A 21,867-nucleotide genomic window follows, 5' to 3' on the forward strand; every position below is an offset into this window, starting at 1 on the left:
GATTTCGCGCCGGCTGCTTCGTCGACCGGGCAGGACCGGTGCGTGCCGGTCCACTTCACCCTCGAAGGAGATCCGGCCATGACCTCACCCCAGCCCGTGCCCGCGGGCATGCACACCGTCACCCCGCACCTCGTCTGCGACAACGCGGCAGCCGCCATCGATTTCTACGTGCGCGCCTTCGGCGCGACGGAACTGATGCGCCTGCCCGGCAGTGAGGGCAGAATCCTGCATGCGCAGGTGCGCATCGGTGACTCCGTCGTCATGATCGTCGACGCCCACCCGGAATGGTTCATGCGCGACCCGAACAGCTACGGCGGCACACCGGTCGTACTGCACCTGCAGGTGCCCGATGTCGACGCGCTGTTCGCGCAGGCGGTCGCCGCGGGTGCGACCGCGCAGATGGCGCCCGAGGACATGTTCTGGGGCGACCGCTATGGCCGGGTGATCGACCCGAACGGTCATGTCTGGGCGATCGCCACCCATGTGCGCGACGTGAGCCCCGAAGAACTGCTCGCCGCCAGCGCGAACCCCTGCCCCGAAAGCGTCACCAAGGAGACCTGAATGCCGCACATGCTGCTCATCATCGAACCGGTCGGCCAGCGCGCCACCCGTACCGAAGCGGAAGGCCGCGACCTCTATGCACAGATGGTGGCTTTCGGCGAAGGCCTCGCCGCGCGCGGCCTGCTGATGGGGTCGGAATCGCTGCGCGTCGAGTCGACGCGCGTACAGGTTCGCGACGGCCGCACGCAGGTGGTCGACGGCCCGTTTGCCGAAGCGAAGGAAATGATCGGTGGCTTCTTCATGCTGGCCACCGACGACCGGCAGCAGGCGCTGGACATCGCACTCGCCTGCCCCGCCGCCGCCTGGGCCACGGTCGAAGTCCGCGGCTTCGGCCCCTGCTTCGACGACAGCAAGGCGCCGGGCTGACAGCCGCTGCCAACTGCATCGCGAGCAAGCTCGCTCCCACAAAAACGGCCACGTCGGCTGATCAGGCATGTCCCTGCGGGAGCGGCCTTGGCCGCGACACGGCCGTTGCAGTCCTCAGACTTCGATTCAGGCTGTTGTCGGGGTCAAGACCCCTCCCACAGAATCCGGCTCCAGCCACTGATCGCACAGGATTCTTGTGGGAGCGGCCTTGGCCGCGACGCGGCCGTCACAGTCCGCCGGCTCCGATACAGGCCGCAGTCGGGGTCAGAAGACCCCTCCCACAGAGTCCCGACCCAGGCCCAGGCGGCAGGTCGACGGCACCTCCTGGAGGAGCAGCCGCCTACTTCACACCCCACAGTTCGCGCAGGCGCGCGTCCCGGCCGCAGCTCCAGCGGTAGTAGTTATAGCGGGCCGGATTCTTGCGATAGTAGTCCTGATGGTAGTCCTCGGCCGGGTAGAAGGTGTCCGCCATGTGGATCTCGGTCACGATGGGCGCCTTGAACGGCTTGCTCTTTTCCAGCGCGGCAAGCGAGCGCCGGGCGGCGTCGAGCTGGGCGGCATCGTGGGCGAAGATGGCGGTGCGGTAGGGCGTGCCGATGTCGCAGAACTGCCGGTTCTTCACTGTCGGGTCGATGCTGTGCCAGAACACGTCGAGCAGCCTGTCGTAACTCACCTTCGCCGGGTCGTACTCGATCTGCACCGCCTCGGCGTGGCCGGTGGCATGCGACGACACCTCTTCGTAGCTCGGATTCGTGGTCTTTCCGCCGGTGTAGCCGGAGGTGGTCTTGAGCACGCCGTCGACCTTGTCGAAATCGGCTTCGACGCACCAGAAACAACCGCCGGCGAAGGTGGCGCGGGCGGTGGTCTGCGCCATTGCGCCACCGCTCAGCGCCAGCAACGCAACGAATCCGGCCAACGTGCGCAGGGTGTTCATGCCGCCGCCGGCGCGAAGCGCAGCGCCACGCCGTTGTTGCAGTAGCGCTTGCCGGTCGGCGCCGGCCCGTCGTTGAACAGGTGGCCCTGATGGCCGCCGCAGCGCGCGCAGTGGTATTCCGTGCGCGGCAGGATGAGCTTGTAGTCGGTCTTCGTGCCAACTGCGCCCGGCAACGCGGTGTGGAAGCTGGGCCAGCCAGTGCCGCTTTCGTACTTGGCGTCCGACGAGAACAGCGCGAGGTCGCAGCCGGCGCAGTGGTAGGTGCCGCGGCGCTTCTCGGCATTGAGCGGGCTGCTGCCCGGACGTTCGGTGTCTTCTTCGCGCAGTACGGCGTACTGCGCCGGTGTCAGGCGCTTCTTCCATTCGGCGTCGCTCAGTTTCAGCGACGCCGGCGCGTCGGCGCGCAGCGGCAGGGCGGCGAAGCCCAGGCCGTGCAGCGCAAGCAGGCCGAGCAGTTGGCGGCGGTTCATGGTGTGTCCTCCACGGTGTCGTCCCTGTACGGGACTGACTTTCGGACGCCGGAGCGCCGGGCGGGGTTCCGCCGGCGCCGCGTCCCAGATCGATACCGCAGAAGACCGGGTACGGTGTCCGATGCTTACATCGACGCGACGTAAGCGCAGGCGACGGCCCACCCATGACGCCGGCGTTCATTCCGGGCAGAATGCCAGCGCCGTATCCCACCACCCGTGCGGAGCCCAAGAACATGAACGATGCGGACGACCTGCCTCAAGTGAACGACGCGGACGAGAACCGCCCTCCGAAAGACGATACGGACGAAAACCGCCGTCCGAAAGACGACGCGGACGAAAACCGCCGTCCGATTGCCGCCCGCTCGGCCGGCTGGGCGCAGCGCAGCGCGGCCTGGCTGGCGCGCACCGACGTGACGCCAAACCAGATTTCCGTCGTCAGCATCCTGTTCGCCGCGGCCGGTGCGGCGCTGTTGCTGTGGAGGCCAACACCCTCCGGGCTGATCGGCTGCGCGCTGGCGATACAGGGGCGGCTGATCTGCAATCTGCTGGACGGCATGGTGGCGGTCGAGGGCGGCAAGAAGTCGGCGCTGGGTGCGCTGTACAACGAATTTCCGGATCGCGTCGCCGACTCGCTGCTCATCGTCGCACTCGGTTACGCCGTCGGCTGGCCAGCGCTGGGCTGGTTCGGCGCGCTGACGGCGGCGCTGACCGCCTATGTGCGGGTGTTCGGCGGCGCGCTCGGTCTGGCGCAGAGCTTCCGCGGGCCGATGGCCAAGCAGCACCGCATGGCCGTGATGACCGCGGCCTGCCTGATCGGCGCCGGCGAACTGGCCTGGGCCGGCAGTCACTGGGCGCTGCAGGCGGCCTGCGTGGTCATCGCCGCCGGTTCGGTGATCACCTGCGTCACGCGCACGCAGGGCATCGCGCGTCAGCTCACCGCCGGGGCACCGTCATGCTGATTTCCGCGCTGCTGATCGGAATCACCCGCGCGCTGGTGGGCGCAGCGCCGCGCTGGCAGGGCAGCGCGCCGTCGCCGGCGCAGCGCATCTACTTCGCCAACCACTCCAGTCATATCGACACGCTGGCGCTGTGGTCGGCGCTGCCGCGCGATCTGCGCCGGCACACGCGGCCGGTGGCGGCCGCCGACTACTGGAACACCGACGCGGTGCGCCGCTGCATCGCGGTGCGCGGACTGAACGCGGTGTTCATCGAACGCCAGCGCAGCGAGGCGACGAAAGACCCGCTGGCACCGCTGACCGAGGCGCTCGCGGCCGGCGATTCGCTGATCCTCTTTCCGGAAGGCACGCGCAATCTGCAGCCGCTGCCGGGGCCGTTCAAGGCGGGGCTGTTCCATCTGGCCGAGCGCTTCCCCGAGGTCGAACTGGTGCCGGTGTATCTGGAGAACCTGCACCGCTGCATGCCCAAGGGCACTTTCTTCCCGGTGCCGCTGATCTGCACCGTGCGCTTCGGCGCGCCGCTGGCGCGTATCGAGGGTGAAGACAAAACGGCGTTTCTGGAGCGCGCCCGGCGCGCGGTTATCGATCTGACCTGAACCGACGCGGCCGGCCTGCCGCGCGACAACAAAAAGGAAACGGAATGAGCGCACAGGACAAGTTCTACTGGCTGATGGGCGGCATCGGTGCCGTGCTGCTGCTGTCGTCGCTGATCGGTTGGGTGCTGTCGCGGCGGGTCAGCGGCGAGTCGGGCCGCGCCGTGGTCGACAACCTCAATGCGCGCATCAAGGCCTGGTGGATCATGGTGGCCGTGTTCGCGGTCGCCTTCATGCTCGGCAAGATGGCCACCATCGTCATGTTCGCGCTCATATCGTGGTTCGCGCTGCGCGAATTCATGACGCTGACGCCGACCCGGCCGGGCGACCACCGCGCGCTGTCGGTGTCCTTCTTCATCGCGATTCCGCTGCAGTACGCGCTGATCGCCGACCAGTGGTACGCGCTGTTCTCCATCCTGATCCCCGTCTACGGCTTCCTGCTGCTGCCTTCGCTGTCGGTGCTGGCGCAGGACACCGAGCACTTCCTCGAACGCGCGGCCAAGATCCAGTGGGGCGTCATGCTGACCATCTACTGCATCAGCCACGTGCCGGCGCTGCTGCTGCTCGACATTCCGGACTACGCCGGCCAGAACGCGCTGCTGCTGTTCTACCTGCTGCTCGTGGTGCAGCTGAGCGACGTGCTGCAGTACGTGTTCGGCAAGCTGTTCGGCAAGACGAAGATCGCGCCGGTGGTGAGCCCGTCGAAGACGGTGGAAGGTTTCGTCGGCGGCGCGCTGTCGGCCACCGCGATCGGTGCCGCGATGTGGTGGATCACGCCCTTCACGCCGCTGCAGGCGGCCGGCATGTCGGCCGCCATCGTCGTGATGGGTTTCCTCGGCGGGCTGGTGCTGTCGGCGGTCAAGCGCAGCCTGGGCGCGAAGGACTGGGGCAGCATGATCCAGGGCCACGGCGGCATGATGGACCGCATGGATTCGGTCAGCTTCGCCGCACCGGTGTTCTTCCACCTCACGCGCTATTTCTTCACGCCCTGATCGTTCGCTGCCGAAGTCTGCGCGGCCGGCACGTTTACGCCGCGTATACAGCGGCGCCCACGATTTATAGACAGTCTTTGCACGTGCCCGCCTAGTCTTCGCACATCGTCTGCGGAGGGATCGTGATGGGAACGCTGTACGGAATCTGCGCCGCGCTGGCCGCGGCGCTGTTCGTCTATCTGCTGTGGGCGCTGTGGCGCGCGGAGGATCTGTGATGACCGCCCAGATGTGGATGCTGCTGGGCGGCTTCGTGCTGGCCGTCTGGCTGATTGCGCTGCCGCTGGGTCGCTGGCTGGCCCTGGTGTCGGAACGGGCGCCGCGACCGCTGGCCGGCATCGAGGCGTCGCTGCTGCGCGCCTGTGGCGTGAGCGGTGAGGAGCAGGGCTGGCGTGGCTACGCCGACGCGCTGCTGCTGTTCAACCTGATCGGCGTGATCGCGCTGTACGCGCTGCAGCGGCTGCAGCCCGGGCTGCCGCTGAATCCGCAGCAGTTCGCCGCGCCGACCTGGGATTCGGCGCTCAATACCGCAGTGAGCTTCGTCACCAACACCAACTGGCAGGGCTACGGCGGCGAGTCGACGATGAGCCACCTGACCCAGATGCTGGGCCTGACGGTGCAGAACTTCCTGTCCGCGGCCACCGGCATCGCGGTCGCCTTCGCGCTGATGCGCGGCTTCGCACGCAGCGGCGCCGGCGGCATCGGCAATTTCTGGGTCGACCTCCTGCGCATCACGCTGTGGCTGCTGCTGCCGCTGTCCTTCTTGCTGGCGCTGGCGTTCGTGGCGCAGGGCGTGGTCCAGAACCTGTCGCCCGACCTGACGGTCACGCTGCTCGAACCGCTGCATACCGATGCGGGTACGGTCGGCACGCAGACGCTGGCCATGGGTCCGGTCGCCTCGCAGGAGGCAATCAAGATGCTGGGCACCAACGGCGGCGGTTTCATGAACGCCAATTCGGCCCACCCCTTCGAGAACCCGACGGCGTGGACCAATGTGCTGCAGATGCTGGCCATCTTCGCGATTCCGGCCGGGCTGTGCATGGCCTTCGGTCGCCTTGTCGGCGACCGTCGTCAGGGCTGGGCGCTGCTGGCGGCGATGACCGTGCTGTTCGTTGCCGCGGTGATCGGCATCATGTCGCTGGAGCAGGCAGGCAACCCGCATCTGGCCGCGCTCGGGGTGGACCAGGCCGCCAGTGCGCTGCAGGCCGGCGGCAATATGGAAGGCAAGGAGGTGCGCTTCGGCATCGCCGCCAGCGCACTGTTCGCGGCGATCACGACGGCGGCGTCCTGCGGTGCGGTGAACGCGATGCACGCGTCGCTGACGCCGCTGGCCGGCGGCATCACGATGCTGCTGATGCAGCTCGGCGAGGTGGTGTTCGGCGGCGTCGGCTCGGGGCTGTACGGCATGCTGCTGTTCGCCGTGCTGGCGGTGTTCGTCGCCGGGCTGATGACCGGGCGCACACCGGCCTACCTGGGCAAGAAGATCGAACCGGCGGAAATGAAATGGGTGGCCGTCGCCATCCTGGTCACGCCGCTGCTGGTGCTGTCGGGCACCGCGCTCGCGGTGAGCAGCGAGGCCGGTCGCGCCGGCCTGCTGAATCCGGCCGCGGCCGGCTTCTCCGAAGTGCTGTACGCCTTCTCGTCGGCCGCCAACAACAACGGCAGCGCCTTCGCCGGGCTGTCTGCCAACACCCCCTTCTACAACCTGACGCTGGCGATCGCGATGGCGCTCGGCCGCTTCGCCGTCATCGTGCCGGTACTGGCACTGGCCGGCGCGCTGGCCGCCCGCACCCGCGCCGTGCGCGATCCCGCCGCCGCGCAGGACGCCGCAATGCCGACGCACGGACCGATGTTCGTCGTGCTGCTGGTGCTGACCGTGCTGCTGGTGGGCGCGCTCACCTACCTGCCCGCGCTGGCGCTCGGCCCCGTGGTCGAGCACATCAACCTGTATCGCTGAGGTTTTCAGGATCATGACCAACACCTTTCATCCTTCGCGCCCGGCTGCCGGTCTGCTTGATCCCGCGCTGCTGCGCGGCGCGGTGCGCGATGCCTTCATCAAGCTCAACCCGGCTGCGCAGTGGCGCAATCCGGTCATGTTCGTGGTCTGGCTGTGCGCCGTGCTGATCAGCGCGCTGTGGCTGCAGGCGCTGACCGGTCAGGGCGAGGCGCCGGCCTGGTTCATCGGCGCCAATGCGCTATGGCTGTGGTTCACCGTGCTGTTCGCCAATTTCGCCGAGGCGCTGGCCGAAGGTCGCAGCAAGGCGCAGGCGGCCAGCCTGCGCAGCCTGCAGAAGCGCGGCACGGCGAAGAAGCTGCGTGCGCCGCGCCAGGGCGAGCGCTGGGACGCCGTCGATACCGGCGCGCTGCGCATCGGCGACGTGCTGTTGGTCGAAGCCGGCGACACCATGCCCTGCGACGGCGAGGTGATCGAAGGCGTGGCCTCGGTGGACGAAAGCGCCATCACCGGCGAGTCGGCGCCGGTCATCCGCGAGGCCGGCGGCGATTTCTCGTCGGTCACCGGCGGCACCCGCGTGCTGTCGGACTGGGTCGTCGTGCGCTGCACGGTCAATCCGGGCGACAGCTTCCTCGACCGCATGATCGCCATGGTCGAGGGTGCGAAGCGGCGCAAGACGCCGAACGAAGTGGCGCTGACCATCCTGCTCATCGCGTTGACGCTGGCATTCCTGATGGCCACCGTGACGCTGCTGCCGTTCTCGCTGTTCGCGGTGCAGGCCACGCAGCAGGGCGTGCCGGTCACCGTGACCGCGCTGGTGGCGCTGCTGGTATGCCTGATCCCGACCACGATAGGCGGCCTGCTGTCGGCCATCGGCGTGGCCGGCATGAGCCGCATGCTGGGCGCCAACGTGATCGCCACGTCGGGCCGCGCGGTCGAGGCGGCCGGCGACGTCGACGTGCTGCTGCTCGACAAGACCGGCACCATCACGCTGGGCAACCGCCAGGCCGCCGCCTTCCTGCCGGCACCCGGCGTGAGCGAACGCGAACTGGCCGATGCCGCGCAGCTCGCCTCGCTGGCCGATGAAACGCCGGAAGGACGCAGCATCGTCGTGCTCGCCAAACAGAAGTTCGCGCTGCGCGAACGCCAGCTGCTGTCGCACGACGCCGCCTTCGTGCCCTTCACCGCGCAGACCCGCATGAGCGGCGTGAACTGGGAAGGCCGGCAGATCCGCAAGGGCGCGGCCGAAGCGGTGCGTCAGCATGTCGAATCACTGGGCGGGCAATTCGCGCCCGAACTGGTGCGCATCGTCGAGGACGCCGCCCGACGCGGCAGCACGCCGTTGGTGGTGGCCGACGGCGAGCGCGTGCTCGGCGTGGTCGAACTGAAGGACATCGTCAAGGGCGGCATCCGCGAGCGCTTCGTCGAACTGCGGCGCATGGGCATACGCACCGTCATGATCACCGGCGACAACCGGCTCACCGCCGCCGCCATCGCCGCCGAAGCCGGCGTCGACGACGTGCTGGCCGAAGCGACGCCGGAAGCCAAGCTGGCGCTGATCCGCCGTTACCAGGCCGAAGGCCGCATGGTGGCGATGACCGGCGACGGTACCAACGACGCGCCGGCGCTGGCGCAGGCCGACGTCGCGGTGGCGATGAACAGCGGCACGCAGGCGGCGAAGGAGGCCGGCAACATGGTCGACCTCGACAGCAATCCGACCAAGCTGATCGAGGTGGTCGAGATCGGCAAGCAGATGCTGATGACGCGTGGCGCGCTGACCACCTTCAGCATTTCGAACGACGTCGCCAAGTACTTCGCCATTCTGCCGGCCGCGTTCGCCGCCACCTATCCGCAGCTGGGTGTGCTGAACGTGATGCAGCTCGCGTCGGGCGAGTCGGCCATCCTGTCGGCCGTCATCTTCAATGCGCTCATCATCGTCGCACTGATCCCGCTGGCGCTGCGCGGCGTGCGGTACCGCGCGCTCGGCACCGCCGCGCTGCTGCGTCGCAACGGCCTGCTTTATGGCGTGGGCGGTTTCGTCGTGCCCTTCGTCGGCATCAAGCTCATCGACGTGCTGCTCACCGCGCTGCACCTCACCTGAACACGGAGTCCTGTCATGAACGCCGCACTGCACGCCCTGCGCCCCGCGCTGTCGCTCTTCCTGCTGCTGTCCGCACTGACCGGCCTCGCCTACCCGCTGCTGGTCACCGCGCTGGCGCAGACGCTGTTCCCCGAACGCGCCGCCGGATCGCTGATCCGCGACGGCGAACAGCTGAGCGGCTCGGCGCTGATCGGTCAGCCTTTCTCGTCGCCCGGCCACTTCTGGTCGCGCCCGTCGGCCACGGCAACGCAGCCCTACAACGGCGCGGCCTCCGGCGGCAGCAATCTGGGCGCAAACAACCGCGTGCTGGTGGACGCAGTGGCACAGCGCATCGCCGCGCTGCGGGCCGCCGCCCCGGACAACCGCGCGCCGGTACCGGTCGATCTGGTCACCGCGTCGGCCAGCGGCCTGGACCCCGACATCAGCCTCGCTGCAGCCCGCTACCAGGCGGCGCGCGTGGCGCGCGCCCGCGGCGTCGCCCCGGCTGCGGTCGAGGCCTTGATCGACCGTCACGCGCGTCACCCGTGGCTGGGCTTCGTCGGCGAGCCGCGGGTGAACGTGCTGGCACTGAACCGCGCGCTCGACGCGCTGCGCTGAACATGGACCACGACCTCCTCGTGCTGCTGATAGGTCTGCTGGCCATCGCCGCGCCGCTGGCGCTGGTCGGGTGGCTGGTCGTGCGCAGCGGCCGGCGTTCCGGGCGCTAGACTGCGACGATGACCGACGAACCGATACGGCCCGACCCGGACGCCCTGCTCGCCGCCGCACAGGCGGCGGAGGCGCGCGCCGCGCGCGGCCGGCTGAAGATCTACTTCGGCTCGTCGGCCGGCGTCGGCAAGACCTGGGCCATGCTCGATGCCGCGCAGCGCCTGCGCGAGCAGCAGGGCGACGTCGTGGTCGGCATCGTCGAGACGCACGGCCGCAGCGAAACCGCGCAGCAGCTGCAGGGGCTGGAACGGCTGCCGCGCCGCGCGCTGACGGTGCAAGGGCGCACGCTGGAGGAATTCGATCTCGACGGCGCGCTGGCCCGCCGGCCGGCCGTGCTGCTGGTCGACGAACTGGCGCACAGCAACGCGCCCGGCTCGCGTCACCCGAAGCGCTGGCAGGACATCGACGAACTGCTCGACGCCGGCATCGACGTATGGACCACGGTGAACGTGCAGCACATCGAAAGCCTGAACGACGTGGTCGGCGGCATCACCGGCATCCGCGTGCGCGAGACGGTGCCCGACCACGTGTTCGATTCCGCCTCCGAGGTGGTGCTGGTCGACCTGCCAACCGACGACCTGCTGCGCCGGCTGCGCGAAGGCAAGGTGTATCTGCCGGAGCAGGCCGAGCGCGCGGTGAAGAATTTCTTCCGCAAGGGCAATCTGATGGCGCTGCGCGAACTGGCGCTGCGCCGCACGGCCGAGCGGGTCGAAGAGGACGTGCGCAGCTACCGGCGCGAACACGTTGCGCAGGCCAGCCGCGCGGTGTGGCAGGTGAGCGATGCGCTGCTCGCCTGCGTCGGCCCGGACGCCGGGGCCGAACGGCTGGTGCGCGCGGCCGCCCGCCGGGCGGCACAGGCCGACGCACCGTGGCATGCCATCTACATCGAGACGCCGGCGCTGCAGCGCCTGCCCGAAGCACGCCGCCGCGCGATACTGGCCACGCTCAAGCTGGCCGAGTCGCTGGGCGCGACCACCGCCACGCTGACCGCGCAGGACGCCGCCGTGGCCGCCGTGGCCTACGCGCGCGAACACAATCTCGGCACCCTGGTGACCGGCTATTCGCTGCGCGGCAGGATCAGCACGCTATGGCAGCGCGCCACCGGCCGCAGCCATTTCGGCGAACGGGTGGCGGCGCTGGCGCCGGAAATCGAATTCATGGTGATCGCGCGACGCGACGACGGCCGCCCGCTCCCGTCACCGACATCGCCCGCCGAGGACGAGGACGGCGAGGCGGTCGCGCGCTCGCTGCGCGGCTATCTATGGGCCGGCGCCTCGTGCGCCGCGGTGACGGTGCTGGCGACGCCGCTGGCGCCCTACTTCGACCTCGCCAACATCGTCATGCTGTTCATGCTGGCCGTGGTCGCCATCGCCGTGCGCCACGGTCGCCGGGCGGCGCTGGCGTCGGCCGTACTGAACGTGCTGGCCTTCGATTTCTTCTTCGTGCCGCCGCGCTTCACCTTCTCGGTCAGCGACGCCGAGTACCTGATCACCTTCGCCGTCATGATGGCGGTCGGTCTGGTCATCGGTCAGCTCACCGCCTCGCTGCAGTACCAGGCGCGCGTCGCCCGCTACCGCGAGGACCGCGCGCGCAGCCTGTTCGAAATGGCACGCGATCTCGGGCGCGCGCTGACGCTGGAACAGGTGGCCGAGATCGGCGAACGCGCGGTCGAGCGCGCCTTCCGCGGCCACGCCGCGCTGCTGCTGCCGGACGCCGCCGAACGACTGGCACCGGCCTCGCCCGACAACGACCGTTTCGCGCCCGACGCCGGTCTGGCGCAGTGGGCCTACGACCACAGCGAACCGGCCGGCGCCGGCACCGGCACACTGCCCGGTGCGCCGGCGCTCTACCTGCCGCTGCAGGCGCCGATGCGCACGCGCGGCGTGATCGCCGTGAAGCCTGCGCACGCGCGGCTGCTGATGATTCCGGAACAGCGCCAGCTGCTCGACACCTATGCCGCGCTGGTCGCCATCGCCATCGAGCGCGTGCACTTCGTCGCCGTCGCGCAGGACACACTGCTGTCGATGGAATCGGAACGCTTGCGCAATTCGCTGCTGGCAGCGCTGTCGCACGATCTGCGCACGCCGCTGACCGCGCTGATCGGCATGTCGGAGAACCTGTCCGGCGCGCTGGCGCGCGAGGGGTCCGCCCACGGCCCGGCCATCGCCGCCATCGTCGAACAGGCGCGGCGCACCGCACAGCTGGTGAACAACCTGCTCGACATGGCGCGGCTGCAGGCTGGCGCAGTCGCGCTGCGCCACGACTGGCAGTCGCTGGAAGAACTGGCGGGCAGCGCGATCCGCGCCATCGAGGGGGCGCTGGCACGACACGTGGTGCGCGTCGATCTGCCGTCCGATCTGCCGCTGCTGTACGGCGACGCCGTGCTGCTCGAACGCGTGCTGGTCAATCTGCTGGAGAACGCCGCCAAGTACACGCCGGCCGGTACGACGATACGCATCTCCGCCGCGCGCGACGGCGACGCGATCGCGGTCGAGGTGAGCGACGACGGCCCGGGCCTGCCGGCCGGCGATCCGGAAAACCTGTTTCGCAAGTTCACGCGCGGCGAAGCCGAGTCGAGCACGCCGGGCGTCGGTCTCGGACTGGCCATCTGCCGCGCCATCGTGCGCGCGCACGGCGGCGACATCGACGCCGCCAACCGGCCGCCGCCGGCCCACGGCGCCGTGTTCCGCTGGACCCTGCCGCACCGCGACGCGCCGGCGGGCACCGATCTGCCGCCTGCGGCAGACTGTGCGGCATGAGCAGTCTGCAGCCCCCGGTGTCCCGCGTACTGATCGTCGAAGACGATGCGGCGATACGCCGTTTCGTGCGCCAGGCGCTGGAGGAGGCCGGGCATCAGGTGTTCGAGTCCGATGGACTTCAGCGCGGCCTGATCGAGGCCGGCACGCGCAAACCGGATCTGCTGGTGCTTGACCTCGGCCTGCCCGACGGCGACGGCGTGGACCTGATCCGCGACCTGCGCGGCTGGAGCAGCGTGCCGGTCATCGTGCTGTCGGCGCGCGCCGGCGACGACGACAAGATCGCGGCGCTCGACGCCGGCGCCGACGACTACCTGATCAAACCGTTCTCGGTCGGCGAACTGATGGCGCGCGTGCGCGTCGCGCTGCGCCGCCGCGGCGGCGCGCCGGCCGATGCGGCAGGCCCGCTGCGCTTCGGTGAGTGCGAACTCGATCTGGCACGCCGCCTGATCACGCGCGCCAGCGAGCCGGTGCACCTGACGCCGGTCGAGTACCGGCTGCTCGCCACGCTGGCGGCGCACGAGGGCCAGGTGCTGACGCACCGCCAGCTGCTGCGCGAGGTGTGGGGCCCGAACAGCGTCGAGCACGGCCACTACCTGCGCATCTACATGGGCCATCTGCGGCGCAAGCTCGAAGCCGACCCGGCACGACCGGCACATCTGCTGACCGAAACAGGCGTCGGTTACCGCTTCGTCGCGGACAGCCGCTAGGGTCCGGCCGGGTGGGGTTTGCCCCGTGGGGGATAATGGCCCTTCCTTCACACCGGAGCCACGCATCGGACAGCGGGTGGCCTGCAGCATGGACGTAGCGCTACTGTTTGCACTCATCCTCCTCAACGGCGTCTTCGCGATGTCCGAGATCGCCGTCGTGTCGTCGCGCAAGGCGCGCCTGATCGGTCTTGCCGAGGACGGCAACAAGGGGGCGCAGGCCGCCATGCGGCTGCACGACGACCCTTCGAATTTCCTGTCGACGATACAGGTCGGCATCACGTCGATCGGCATCCTGAGCGGCGCCATGGGCGAAACGGTGCTGGCCGATCCGCTGGCCGCCTGGCTGTCGGGATTCCCGCTGATCGAGCCCTATGCACGCACGATGGCGCTGTCCGTCGTGGTGGTCGGCATCACCTATTTCTCGGTCGTGGTCGGCGAACTGGTGCCGAAACGGCTGGCGCTGCTGGCGCCGGAAGGCATCGCCTCCCTCATTTCGCGGCCCATGGTGCTGCTGGCGCGCGTCGCGCGTCCGCTGGTGTGGGTGCTGTCGGTCACCAGCAACGCCATCCTGCGCATCGCCGGTGCGCGCCGCACCGACGAGCCGCCGATCACCGACGAGGAAATCAAGGTGCTGATGGGCCAGGGCGCGGAAGCGGGCGTGTTCCACCAGAGCGAACAGCAGATCGTGTCCAACGTGCTGCGCCTCGACGAGTTGCGCGTCGGCGCCATCATGACGCCGCGCAAGGACATCCACGCGATCGACCTCGACGACCCGGAGGACGACATCCGCCGGCGCATCGCCGACAGCCCCTACAGCCGCGTGCTGGTGTGCCGCGACGGTCTCGAACACGTGCTCGGCGTGCTGCAGAGCGGCGCCCTGCTGAAGCAGTCGCTGGCCGGCGAAACGATAGACCGGCGCAGCATCGAAGCGCTGCTCGAAGCGCCGCTCTATGTCCCGGACACCGTCAGCACCGCGCAACTGCTCGAGAACTTCCGTCGCACGCGCAAGCACCTGGCGCTGCTGGTCGATGAATACGGTGACCTGCAGGGACTGGTCACCGTCAACGACGTGCTCGCCGCCATCGTCGGCGACATGTCGGTGCCGACGGCGCACGAAGAAGCGGACGTGGTGCAGCGCGCCGACGGCTCGTGGCTGGTGAATGGCGGCACGTCGATCGAGCGCGTCAAATCCGTGCTCGGCATCGCCGACGCATTGCCGGGCGAAGACAGCGGAAACTTCCACACGGTGGGTGGACTGGTGCTGCACATGCTCGGCCGCATCCCGGTCGCCACCGATTTCTTCGAGGTCGCCGGCCTGCGCATCGAGGTGATGGACATGGACCGCAACCGCGTCGACAAGGTGCTGGTGCAGCGACTCGAACCGCTGCCTGTTCCCATCGAGGCGGAGTAAACCGAAGCGCGCGCCACCGTCGCATGCACCACGCAGCGGCGTGCGCCGGGCAGCTGCACCGCCCTTCGATCACCTGTCGCACCCTGTTGCGCACCCTGAGCCGTCCGCGGAACAGAAGCGCATGAAGTATTTGTGACAGCTCTTGCACGCAGGCGGACAACGGCGATACTCGGCTCTCCTCCTCCACAGCAATGGCTGTGAGTTCTCAAAGGCGGCCTGCGGGCCGCCTTTTTTTTCGTCGGTACGCCGACGATTACCAGGGCGCCTACGCCCGGCGCGTCGTCGGCGCCCCTCTCGATCTTCGCTGATCCGGCCAATCCGCTGCGCGGGATACCTTCACCATCTCTCACAACACGCGAACACGTCGCCGGATACGTCATGACTGACGTCATCCATGCGGCTGATTGTCATAGATGAATGGCATTTTCCGGGTAGGGTTCGTCGCATCTTGAACAAGAGGTGGATCATGAGTCTGCGTGTCCTGTGTGTCGCCCTGCTCTTCCCGTGCGTTGCTGAAGCGGCGCGATACGAACTGGACGTCCAGGCCAGCTTTGTCGAAATCGAGACAGCGAGCTATGTTCCCGGACAGCAATCGGGTACCTGGCTATTTCAGCGCCATTACACGCAGTACGCACTGGATGGCAGTTTTGACGCGGAAGTTCTGGTGTCGGCCTACGACCCGAGCATCCAGCGCGTGCGGTTTGATTCGCTCGAACTGGAGGGGACAGACGGTTGGCTGCCGGAAGTCATCATGCCGCTGCAGATGCGCTACAGCCCGACGAGCGGCGAAATTCGCCCCCTGCCCGAGTACCCATACTCCGATAATTTCTACGGTCCGCCGACGCCATTCACATGCATCTGCGTCACGCTGCCGCAATGGGGGCCATTCGTCGTCTATGGCGGTGCACTGAGCGGAGCGCAGCTCACTCTGTCGCTTACGCACTATCCGGGAAGTATCGAAATCTATGACTCGCTGATCACGGTGCCGCCGTACTTCTATCCTGGCGCCGTCGGCGGCGGCTTGCCGCAGCCAGCGCCACCCGCTCTGCCCGCCTGGGCCGTCGATGGGCGGACCAAGCGCGTCGTGATGGTGGGCCAGATCGCCGCCATTCCCGAACCGGCGACCACCGGCATGTGGGTAGCAGGCGCCGCGCTGATCGGTTTGGCCGCGCGCCGTCGCCGGGAACTACCCGCATGAGTGTCAGCGTGCTGCGTCCGCACTGACGCGCGCGCGTTCGGTCAGCAGTTCGCGCTCGCGTTCGTTCTGCGTCAGCGCGGCGGCGCGGCGGAACTCTTCGCAGGCTTCGCTGTGGCGGCCGAGCTTGGCCAGCAGGTCGCCGCGTACACCGGGCAGCAGATGGTAGTGGCGCAGCGCCGGTTCGTCGCGCAGCGCGTCGGCGACCTCCAGGCCAGCCGCTGGGCCGAAGGCCATGCCGACGGCGACCGCGCGATTGAGTTCGACCACCGGCGACGGCGCGATCTGCGCCAGCGCGTCGTACAGCGCGGCGATGCGCGGCCAGTCGGTGTGGTCGGCGTGGGCGGCGCGCGCATGACAGGCGGCGATGGCGGCCTGCAGCGCGTACGGGCCGTAGCCGCCGCCCAGCGCGTCGACGCGTTCCAGCGCAGCCAGCCCGCGTCGGATCAGCAGACGGTCCCAGCGCGTGCGGTCCTGTTCCAGCAGCAGCACCGGTGTGCCGCGTGCGTCGGTGCGCGCGTGCAGGCGCGAAGCCTGGATTTCCATCAGCGCCACCAGGCCGTGCACTTCGGTCACCTGCGGCGCCAACTCGGCCAGTATGCGACCGAGGCGCAAGGCCTCTTCGCACAGCGCCGGGCGCATCCAGTGCTCACCGGCGGTCGCGGCATAGCCCTCGTTGAAGATGAGGTAGATCACCTTCAGCACGGCGTCGAGCCGCTCACCCAGTTCGGCCGGACCGGGCAGTTCGAAGGGCACGCGCGCCTCGCTCAGCGTGCGCTTGGCGCGCACGATGCGCTGCGCCAGCGTCGCCTCCGGCACGAGAAAGGCGCGTGCGATGTCCGGCGTGGCGAGACCACCGACCATCTTCAGCGTCAGCGCGACGCGCGCTTCCACCGACAGTACCGGGTGGCAGGCGACGAACATCAGGCGCAGCACGTCGTCGCCGATGGGCTCGTCGAGTGCGCTGTCCGGGGCCGGTGGCGCGCCGTCCTGCAGCTGCGATTCGATTTCCCAGGTCAGCGCATCGGCCTTGGTCGCCTGCATGCTGCGGTGGCGCAGCAGGTCGAGCGCGCGGTTCTTCGCGGTGGCGGTGAGCCAGGCGCCGGGGTTGTCCGGCACACCCTTGTCGGGCCACTGTTCGAGCGCCGTCACCAGCGCATCCTGCGCCAGCTCCTCGGCGAGGCCGACGTCGCGCACCATGCGCGCGAGCGCGCCGATGATGCGCGCCGACTCGATGCGCCAGACGGCGTCCAGCGTGCGGTGCAGGTCGGCCGTCATCGTCCGGTGTGCAAAGTCGTCGAGGTTCCGTCTGTCATCCTTGGTCTCCCTCAGGCTGTATCCATCCGGCGGAAGCGTTCCACCGCCTCACCGGGCGCGAAATCGTCCAGTTCAAACACCTGACGCACCTCGATCTCGGCGTCGCGCCCCTCGCCGGCCGGGTTCGGAAAGCGGCGTGTCCAGTGCAGCGCCTCTTCGCGCGAGGCAACCTGGATCAGCGTGTAGCCGGCGATCAGCTCCTTCGTCTCGGCGAACGGGCCGTCGACGACGCTGCGCCCTGCACCGCGGTACCGCACGCGCCAGCCTCTAGAACTGGCCTGCAGCCCGGAGGCGTCGAGCAGCACGCCGGCGCGCATCAGTTCTTCATGATAGGTGGCCATCGAAGCCATCAGTGCTTCCTCCGGCATCACCCCCGCCTCGCTGTCGGCGGTGGCCTTGACGATGATCATGTAACGCATGGCAGCTCTCCTGGAGTCGGCGCGACAGGCGCCGTCGCAGGGTCGACGAGCGACCGGTGGGCAAATCGACAGCAGGGGCCGCTTCCACAGGAGGTGTGCCCGATCAGTGCCCGGAGCCCGGGTCTTGTGGGAGCGAGCTTGCTCGCGATAGCGGCCTCGATCGAAGCTCGGCCTCCCCCGCCAATGCAGGAGACGGAAAGACCTCCGCCCGCCAACCGCCCCTCTCCCGCATCAGCGCGAGAGGGACCGCAGATGAGGAGCGGACGCACACCGGCCGCATTCACCCCTGCGCCATCACCGCGCTCGCCACCGCGAAGTAGGTGAGCAGCGTCAGCAGGTCCTGCACGATGGTGGCGAGCGGGCCGCTGCCGTAGGCGGGGTCGCTGCCCAGGCGGGCGAGCAGCCAGGGCAGGAAGAGGCCTATCGTCGTCGCGATGCCGCCGGCCATCACCAGTGACAGGGCCACCGCGAACGCCAGTGTCGGATCGCCGAACGCCAGCCAGACGCAGGGAAAGGTGAGCCCGCCCAGCACCAGTCCGATCAGCAGACCGGTGCGCACCTCGCCGCCGACCAGCGCGCCGATCGACGCGTGACTGAGCGACAGACCGCGCACCGCGACCGCTTCGGTCTGCGTGCCGATGGCGTCCGCCAGATAGACCAGCCCCGGCACGAAGAAAGCGAGCGCCGGACTCAGCGACAGCGTGTGTTCGAAGCCGGCCATGATGACGGTGGCGAACATGCTGCCGGCCAGACCGATCAGCAGCCACGGCAACCGGTGGCGCAGGCGGCGCAAGGGCGGCGATTCGATCGCCTCGCGGGCGCGCCGTGTCTCGCGCGTGATGCCGGCGAGGCGGTGGATGTCCTCGACGTGCTCACGACGCAGGATGTGCAGCAGCGCGGTCGACGGCACCACGCCGAGCAGCCGGCCGCGCGCATCGACCACCGGCATCGCGTTCAGCCCGTGATGCAGCGCCAGCGAAGCGACCCGCTCCTGGTCGGTATGCGCATGCACGGTGGGGCAGTCACGCTGCATCACCGCGTCGATGCGTGCGCCCTGCGCCGCGCGGAACAGATCGGCCAGCGGCACGATGCCGATCAGGCTTTCGTCGTCATCGATCACGCACACGATATCGAGGCAGTCGTAGTGCCGGGCGCGCAGGTCGGCCAGCACCGCATCGACCGTCTGCGCCGGATGCACGCGCGGCACGGCAGCCAGCAGGTCGCGGCCGGCGCTCTCGTCGGCCGGCAGAACGCTCGGCGCCAATGAATCGTTTGCGGGAGGGGCGTGGGCGCTCATGACGGGCTCCATCCGGACAGTGTGACGCCATGGTGCCGCATCACGCGGCACCTCGTCATGCGCAGGATCAGCCGGCCGCCGGCGCCGGCCAGACCGGGAACACGATGAGACCGAAGATGGCGAGCAGCCAGAACACCGCCGACAAGGCGTAGGGCGCGAGCATGGTGACCAGCACCACGCCCTTCCAGTCGTCATGGCCGGGCGACGCAGGCAGCGCCCCCGCATTGACGGCCTCTTCCTGATAGAAGGTGACCAGCGTCGAAATGCGGTATTCGGCCAGCAGAAAGAGCACCGACAGCACCAGCCCGGCGACGCCCAGGCCCACCCGGTACGGCGCGTGGGCCAGGAAGAGCGACCCGCCCTGCGAGAACGCGAACGCCAGCAGCGCCCCTAGCACGGCGGAGAACACCGTGAACATCGCGAAGCGCATCGTGCCGTAGTGACGGGCCGTCTCGACGGCGATGCGGGCGCGGGCGAGTTCAGGGGTGTCGCGGTGGCTGCACATGACATTCGGCTCCAGGACTGAAGAGCGGACGATACGCCAGGGCGGCCGCAGAAGGAACGCTGTGGCGTTCAGTCGCCGATCAGGGGCAGGACCGGAACACGAGTGCCGGCAGTTCGCCCGACGTCGCACACACACGTACGCCGGGCAAGCCGGCGAAGCGATCCGGTGCGGTGTAGCCCCACGCAACCGCGACGAAGGCGAGCCCGAGCGACTGCGCCACTTCGAGGTCGCGCAACTCGTCGCCGACGCTCACCGTCTGCGCGGGCGTCGCACCGGCCGCATTCATCGCCCGCCGCGTCTTCGCCGCCTTGCCGAACAGCGACGCGCCGCAGCCCCAGAGGTCGATCAGCGGACGGCAGTCGTCGCCGAGCACCCGCTCCACCGTATCGCGCGCATTCGACGTGACGATGCCGATCTGAGCGCCGCCCGCCTTCAAGGTGTGCAGCACTTCGGGCACGCCGTCGAACAGCTTCACTTCATCCGCCCGCTCGCGCATATAAGCACGCATCGCCGCCGCCACCGCCGGCAGCTTCCACAGCGGCAGCCCTGCCTCGGCGACGATTTCACGCGCGCCCAGGCGACGCAGGCGGTCGAGGTCGGTCGTATCGACAGCGCGGAAGCCATACCGCTGCGCCGCGTGCGCCCACGCGTCGAGAAACAGATGGAAGGAGTCGGCGAGCGTGCCGTCGAAATCGAACAGGACGAGGGGGTGGGTCATGCGAATGCAAGGGTGCGCTGCAGGCAGCACGCGGACCTCCGCCGCGTCGGCTCGGCGTCAGGCCCGATCATTCTCCGCCGGATACCAGACGTCGATCAGCGGCCCGACCTCGGTCTCGCTCACCTCTGACCGCCCCGCGAGCCAGGATCGGACCGCCTCGCGATGCTGCTCGTTGGCCGACCCGCGCTTGCGCAGACAGGCCATCCCGCGCGTCGAGCCGCCATACAGCAGGCCGCTGCCCTCGATCGCGTCGCCGATGAAAGCATCCCAGAAGGCGCCCATCTCGTCCGCCGACAGGCCGTCGCGCAGCCTGAAGGCGACCTCGAAACCCAGTTCCTGAAACTCGTCGATGTGCAGCTTCTTGCGCAGGCGGCGCGAACGGTGATGTGACATCCAGTACTCCCGAATCCGAAAACAGAAGAAGGGCCACGGGGCCGGCGGCATTGCTCCACCAGCTCTGCAGCAGGTCCGGCGTGTTATCGCCGGGCCGACAGTATCGCCCTGCCGACCCCACGGGTGACAGCAAAATCCATGGCGGATCCCGGGAAGGCAGCGACTCAGGTGAGGCTGATGATGAGGCCCGCGTCCCGCTCCGCCGCCCGCATCACGAAGGCCCTGAGCGTGCCGAAGTATTCCAGGCAGTAGCCCAAGCTGTCGTCCTCGGCCGGGTCACGGTCCCAGATGCCGGGGTAGATGTCGAGCCGCGTCATCTGCGCCGGGTCGAAGCGTGCGCGCATGAAAGTCTCGTCGATGCCGGTGAGCGCTCCGGCCACCACCTTCACCTCCGCCGCAGTCATGCCGCGCGCGGGCCCGTAGCCGACCTCGACCTCGCCGATCACCGCACCGCCGTGCATCAGGAAGTTCAGCGGCGGCACCCCCTCCCACGCGGTGCCGGTCAGCATGTAGTGGATGCCGTGCCAGGCCTTGTCGAGATCGGTGGCTTCGACCTCGCCCGGCGCCAGCGGAAACTCCACCGCCGGCGCCTTTGCGCGCGCTGGCCGGCCGAACAGGCGCTGGAAGAAACCGGTCTCCGCAACGCCTGCCTCGGCACGCGCGGCTTCGTACATGCCGTCATCGTCCGGCGACACGACCTTCCACACCAGCGGCGGATCGGCCAGCACGCGGGCCAGGTTCGCGTCGCTGACGGTATGCAGTTCGAGAATCATGCTCATGGGTGGGGATCACGCGGAGACACGCTGCTGCTCTGCTGCTGCCGCGGCCCGCGGCACGAACGATACGGCGCGGAACCGCACTGTGTTCAGCATCAATCGCACCCGACCGCTCAGGCCCTGGCGACGCGATCGGACAGCACCTTCATCGCCTCCGCCGTCCTGCTGCCCACCTTCATCTTGAACCAGATGAAGGGCACGAAGGAAAGTCCCAGCGTGGGCACGGCCATCAGGCCCATGAGTATGAGCGCGGCCAGGAAGGCCCAGTCGGGCAGCGACGCCAGCGGCGTGACCTCCGAGCGGATGCCCTGCTCGATCAGGCGGTGCTCTCCCGTGCTCAGGTTCTGGACGAACACGCAACTTCCGCGGCTATGGCTGCGGCGGCTCATCCAGCCGACCCTGACGCGATGCCCCTCACGGGCATTCACATGAATGCCCGTGAACTCGAACACCTCCTCCTTGCCCTCATCGCTGACAAGAAACAGTCGGTCCTGCGTGTGGGTGCTCGAAGTGGACGAACTGTAGCCGTTGGCATTCGTCGTGTGCGACACCACGGTCGACTGCTGTCGGTCCGCTGCCACAACGCTGCCAACGAACGTGGTCAGGAAATAGGTATCGCCCTTGATCTGCACGGCGGCAGCCTTGTCGTTCATGCTTCCCCCTGAAAGAAGCCGGCCACGGACCGCCGGCGCCCGCGGCCACGCTTGCCCGCGCGATGTCAGTGTCGACGCGCCGGAT

Annotated in this window: 23 protein-coding genes; 13 read left to right on the plus strand and 10 right to left on the minus strand. The window is 68.8% G+C overall.

Going from position 1 to position 21,867, the window contains the following annotated elements; translation table 11 throughout:
• Positions 1 to 78 precede the first annotated feature (78 nt).
• Together WDZ97_RS12325 and WDZ97_RS12330 are read left to right on the plus strand one after the other, a co-directional pair.
• Positions 79 to 561 (plus strand): VOC family protein, encoded by a 483-nt coding sequence (locus WDZ97_RS12325; RefSeq protein ID WP_425763019.1) that lies wholly within the window; start codon positions 79 to 81, stop codon positions 559 to 561.
• On the plus strand, positions 562 to 927 hold the full coding sequence (locus WDZ97_RS12330; RefSeq protein ID WP_304006734.1) for a YciI family protein: 366 nt from the start codon (positions 562 to 564) through the stop codon (positions 925 to 927). It abuts the gene before it with no gap.
• 340 nt (positions 928 to 1,267) lie between these two features.
• Here the strand turns inward: WDZ97_RS12330 and msrA are convergent, their stop codons facing one another.
• Positions 1,268 to 1,861, minus strand: coding sequence for a peptide-methionine (S)-S-oxide reductase MsrA (gene msrA / locus WDZ97_RS12335; protein WP_425762910.1), 594 nt, complete (start codon positions 1,859 to 1,861; stop codon positions 1,268 to 1,270).
• On the minus strand, positions 1,858 to 2,331 hold the full coding sequence (gene msrB, locus WDZ97_RS12340; RefSeq protein ID WP_304006730.1) for a peptide-methionine (R)-S-oxide reductase MsrB: 474 nt from the start codon (positions 2,329 to 2,331) through the stop codon (positions 1,858 to 1,860). The genes msrA and msrB overlap by 4 nt, the downstream gene beginning before the upstream one ends.
• Positions 2,332 to 2,564: 233 nt before the next feature.
• Here msrB and WDZ97_RS12345 point away from each other — a divergent pair, with 233 nt between their 5' ends.
• The 11 genes from WDZ97_RS12345 (at position 2,565) to WDZ97_RS12395 (ending at position 15,707) form a co-directional block, all read left to right on the plus strand.
• Positions 2,565 to 3,290, plus strand: coding sequence for a CDP-alcohol phosphatidyltransferase family protein (locus tag WDZ97_RS12345; RefSeq protein ID WP_425762911.1), 726 nt, complete (start codon positions 2,565 to 2,567; stop codon positions 3,288 to 3,290).
• A complete protein-coding gene (locus WDZ97_RS12350) occupies positions 3,284 to 3,883 on the plus strand; it encodes a lysophospholipid acyltransferase family protein (RefSeq protein WP_425762912.1) in 600 nt (199 codons plus the stop codon). The genes WDZ97_RS12345 and WDZ97_RS12350 overlap by 7 nt, the downstream gene beginning before the upstream one ends.
• Before the next feature lie 44 nt (positions 3,884 to 3,927).
• Positions 3,928 to 4,872 carry a phosphatidate cytidylyltransferase gene (locus WDZ97_RS12355; RefSeq protein WP_020163374.1) on the plus strand — a complete coding sequence of 315 codons (945 nt, stop codon included), beginning with the start codon at positions 3,928 to 3,930 and terminating at the stop codon, positions 4,870 to 4,872.
• Positions 4,873 to 4,997: 125 nt separating this feature from the next.
• Entirely contained in the window at positions 4,998 to 5,087 is a 90-nt protein-coding gene (locus WDZ97_RS12360) for a potassium-transporting ATPase subunit F (RefSeq protein ID WP_020163373.1), read from the plus strand.
• Entirely contained in the window at positions 5,087 to 6,826 is a 1,740-nt protein-coding gene (gene kdpA / locus WDZ97_RS12365; RefSeq protein WP_425762913.1) for a potassium-transporting ATPase subunit KdpA, read from the plus strand. The genes WDZ97_RS12360 and kdpA overlap by 1 nt, the downstream gene beginning before the upstream one ends.
• A 13-nt stretch (positions 6,827 to 6,839) precedes the next feature.
• The gene (kdpB, locus tag WDZ97_RS12370; protein WP_425762914.1) at positions 6,840 to 8,924 is read left to right on the plus strand and encodes a potassium-transporting ATPase subunit KdpB; all 2,085 of its coding nucleotides are present in this window, start codon (positions 6,840 to 6,842) and stop codon (positions 8,922 to 8,924) included.
• 15 nt (positions 8,925 to 8,939) lie between these two features.
• The gene (gene kdpC, locus WDZ97_RS12375) at positions 8,940 to 9,521 is read left to right on the plus strand and encodes a potassium-transporting ATPase subunit KdpC (RefSeq protein ID WP_425762915.1); all 582 of its coding nucleotides are present in this window, start codon (positions 8,940 to 8,942) and stop codon (positions 9,519 to 9,521) included.
• Positions 9,522 to 9,640: 119 nt separating this feature from the next.
• Positions 9,641 to 12,391 (plus strand): two-component system sensor histidine kinase KdpD, encoded by a 2,751-nt coding sequence (gene kdpD / locus WDZ97_RS12380; RefSeq protein ID WP_425762916.1) that lies wholly within the window; start codon positions 9,641 to 9,643, stop codon positions 12,389 to 12,391.
• Entirely contained in the window at positions 12,388 to 13,098 is a 711-nt protein-coding gene (gene kdpE, locus WDZ97_RS12385) for a two-component system response regulator KdpE (RefSeq protein WP_425762917.1), read from the plus strand. Before kdpD ends, kdpE begins: the two co-directional genes overlap by 4 nt.
• Positions 13,099 to 13,186: 88 nt before the next feature.
• Positions 13,187 to 14,509 (plus strand): hemolysin family protein, encoded by a 1,323-nt coding sequence (locus WDZ97_RS12390; RefSeq protein WP_425762918.1) that lies wholly within the window; start codon positions 13,187 to 13,189, stop codon positions 14,507 to 14,509.
• Positions 14,510 to 14,975: 466 nt separating this feature from the next.
• On the plus strand, positions 14,976 to 15,707 hold the full coding sequence (locus tag WDZ97_RS12395; RefSeq protein ID WP_425762919.1) for a PEP-CTERM sorting domain-containing protein: 732 nt from the start codon (positions 14,976 to 14,978) through the stop codon (positions 15,705 to 15,707).
• 3 nt (positions 15,708 to 15,710) lie between these two features.
• Here WDZ97_RS12395 and WDZ97_RS12400 read toward each other — a convergent pair whose 3' ends face one another.
• The 8 genes from WDZ97_RS12400 to WDZ97_RS12435 form a co-directional block, all read right to left on the minus strand.
• Positions 15,711 to 16,982 carry an RNA polymerase sigma factor gene (locus WDZ97_RS12400; protein WP_425762920.1) on the minus strand — a complete coding sequence of 424 codons (1,272 nt, stop codon included), beginning with the start codon at positions 16,980 to 16,982 and terminating at the stop codon, positions 15,711 to 15,713.
• Positions 16,983 to 17,032: 50 nt separating this feature from the next.
• Positions 17,033 to 17,440, minus strand: coding sequence for a YciI family protein (locus WDZ97_RS12405; RefSeq protein WP_425762921.1), 408 nt, complete (start codon positions 17,438 to 17,440; stop codon positions 17,033 to 17,035).
• Positions 17,441 to 17,720: 280 nt separating this feature from the next.
• The gene (locus WDZ97_RS12410; RefSeq protein WP_425762922.1) at positions 17,721 to 18,737 is read right to left on the minus strand and encodes a magnesium transporter; all 1,017 of its coding nucleotides are present in this window, start codon (positions 18,735 to 18,737) and stop codon (positions 17,721 to 17,723) included.
• Between the two features lie 67 nt (positions 18,738 to 18,804).
• On the minus strand, positions 18,805 to 19,242 hold the full coding sequence (locus tag WDZ97_RS12415; protein WP_425762923.1) for a hypothetical protein: 438 nt from the start codon (positions 19,240 to 19,242) through the stop codon (positions 18,805 to 18,807).
• 79 nt (positions 19,243 to 19,321) lie between these two features.
• Positions 19,322 to 19,960: an HAD hydrolase-like protein gene (locus WDZ97_RS12420; RefSeq protein WP_425762924.1), complete on the minus strand. Its 639-nt coding sequence runs from the start codon at positions 19,958 to 19,960 to the stop codon at positions 19,322 to 19,324.
• 57 nt (positions 19,961 to 20,017) lie between these two features.
• Complete coding sequence (locus WDZ97_RS12425; RefSeq protein WP_425762925.1) at positions 20,018 to 20,353, minus strand: YggL family protein; 336 nt, start codon at positions 20,351 to 20,353, stop codon at positions 20,018 to 20,020.
• A 164-nt stretch (positions 20,354 to 20,517) separates the two neighbouring features.
• Positions 20,518 to 21,132, minus strand: a complete 615-nt coding sequence (locus WDZ97_RS12430; RefSeq protein ID WP_425762926.1) for a YfbM family protein — start codon at positions 21,130 to 21,132, stop codon at positions 20,518 to 20,520.
• A 110-nt stretch (positions 21,133 to 21,242) separates the two neighbouring features.
• Entirely contained in the window at positions 21,243 to 21,782 is a 540-nt protein-coding gene (locus tag WDZ97_RS12435; protein WP_425762927.1) for a hypothetical protein, read from the minus strand.
• Between the last annotated feature and the right edge of the window lie 85 nt (positions 21,783 to 21,867).

Source organism: Methyloversatilis sp. MC4-4 (genome assembly GCF_049843555.1).
Lineage (GTDB): Bacteria > Pseudomonadota > Gammaproteobacteria > Burkholderiales > Rhodocyclaceae > Methyloversatilis > Methyloversatilis discipulorum_B.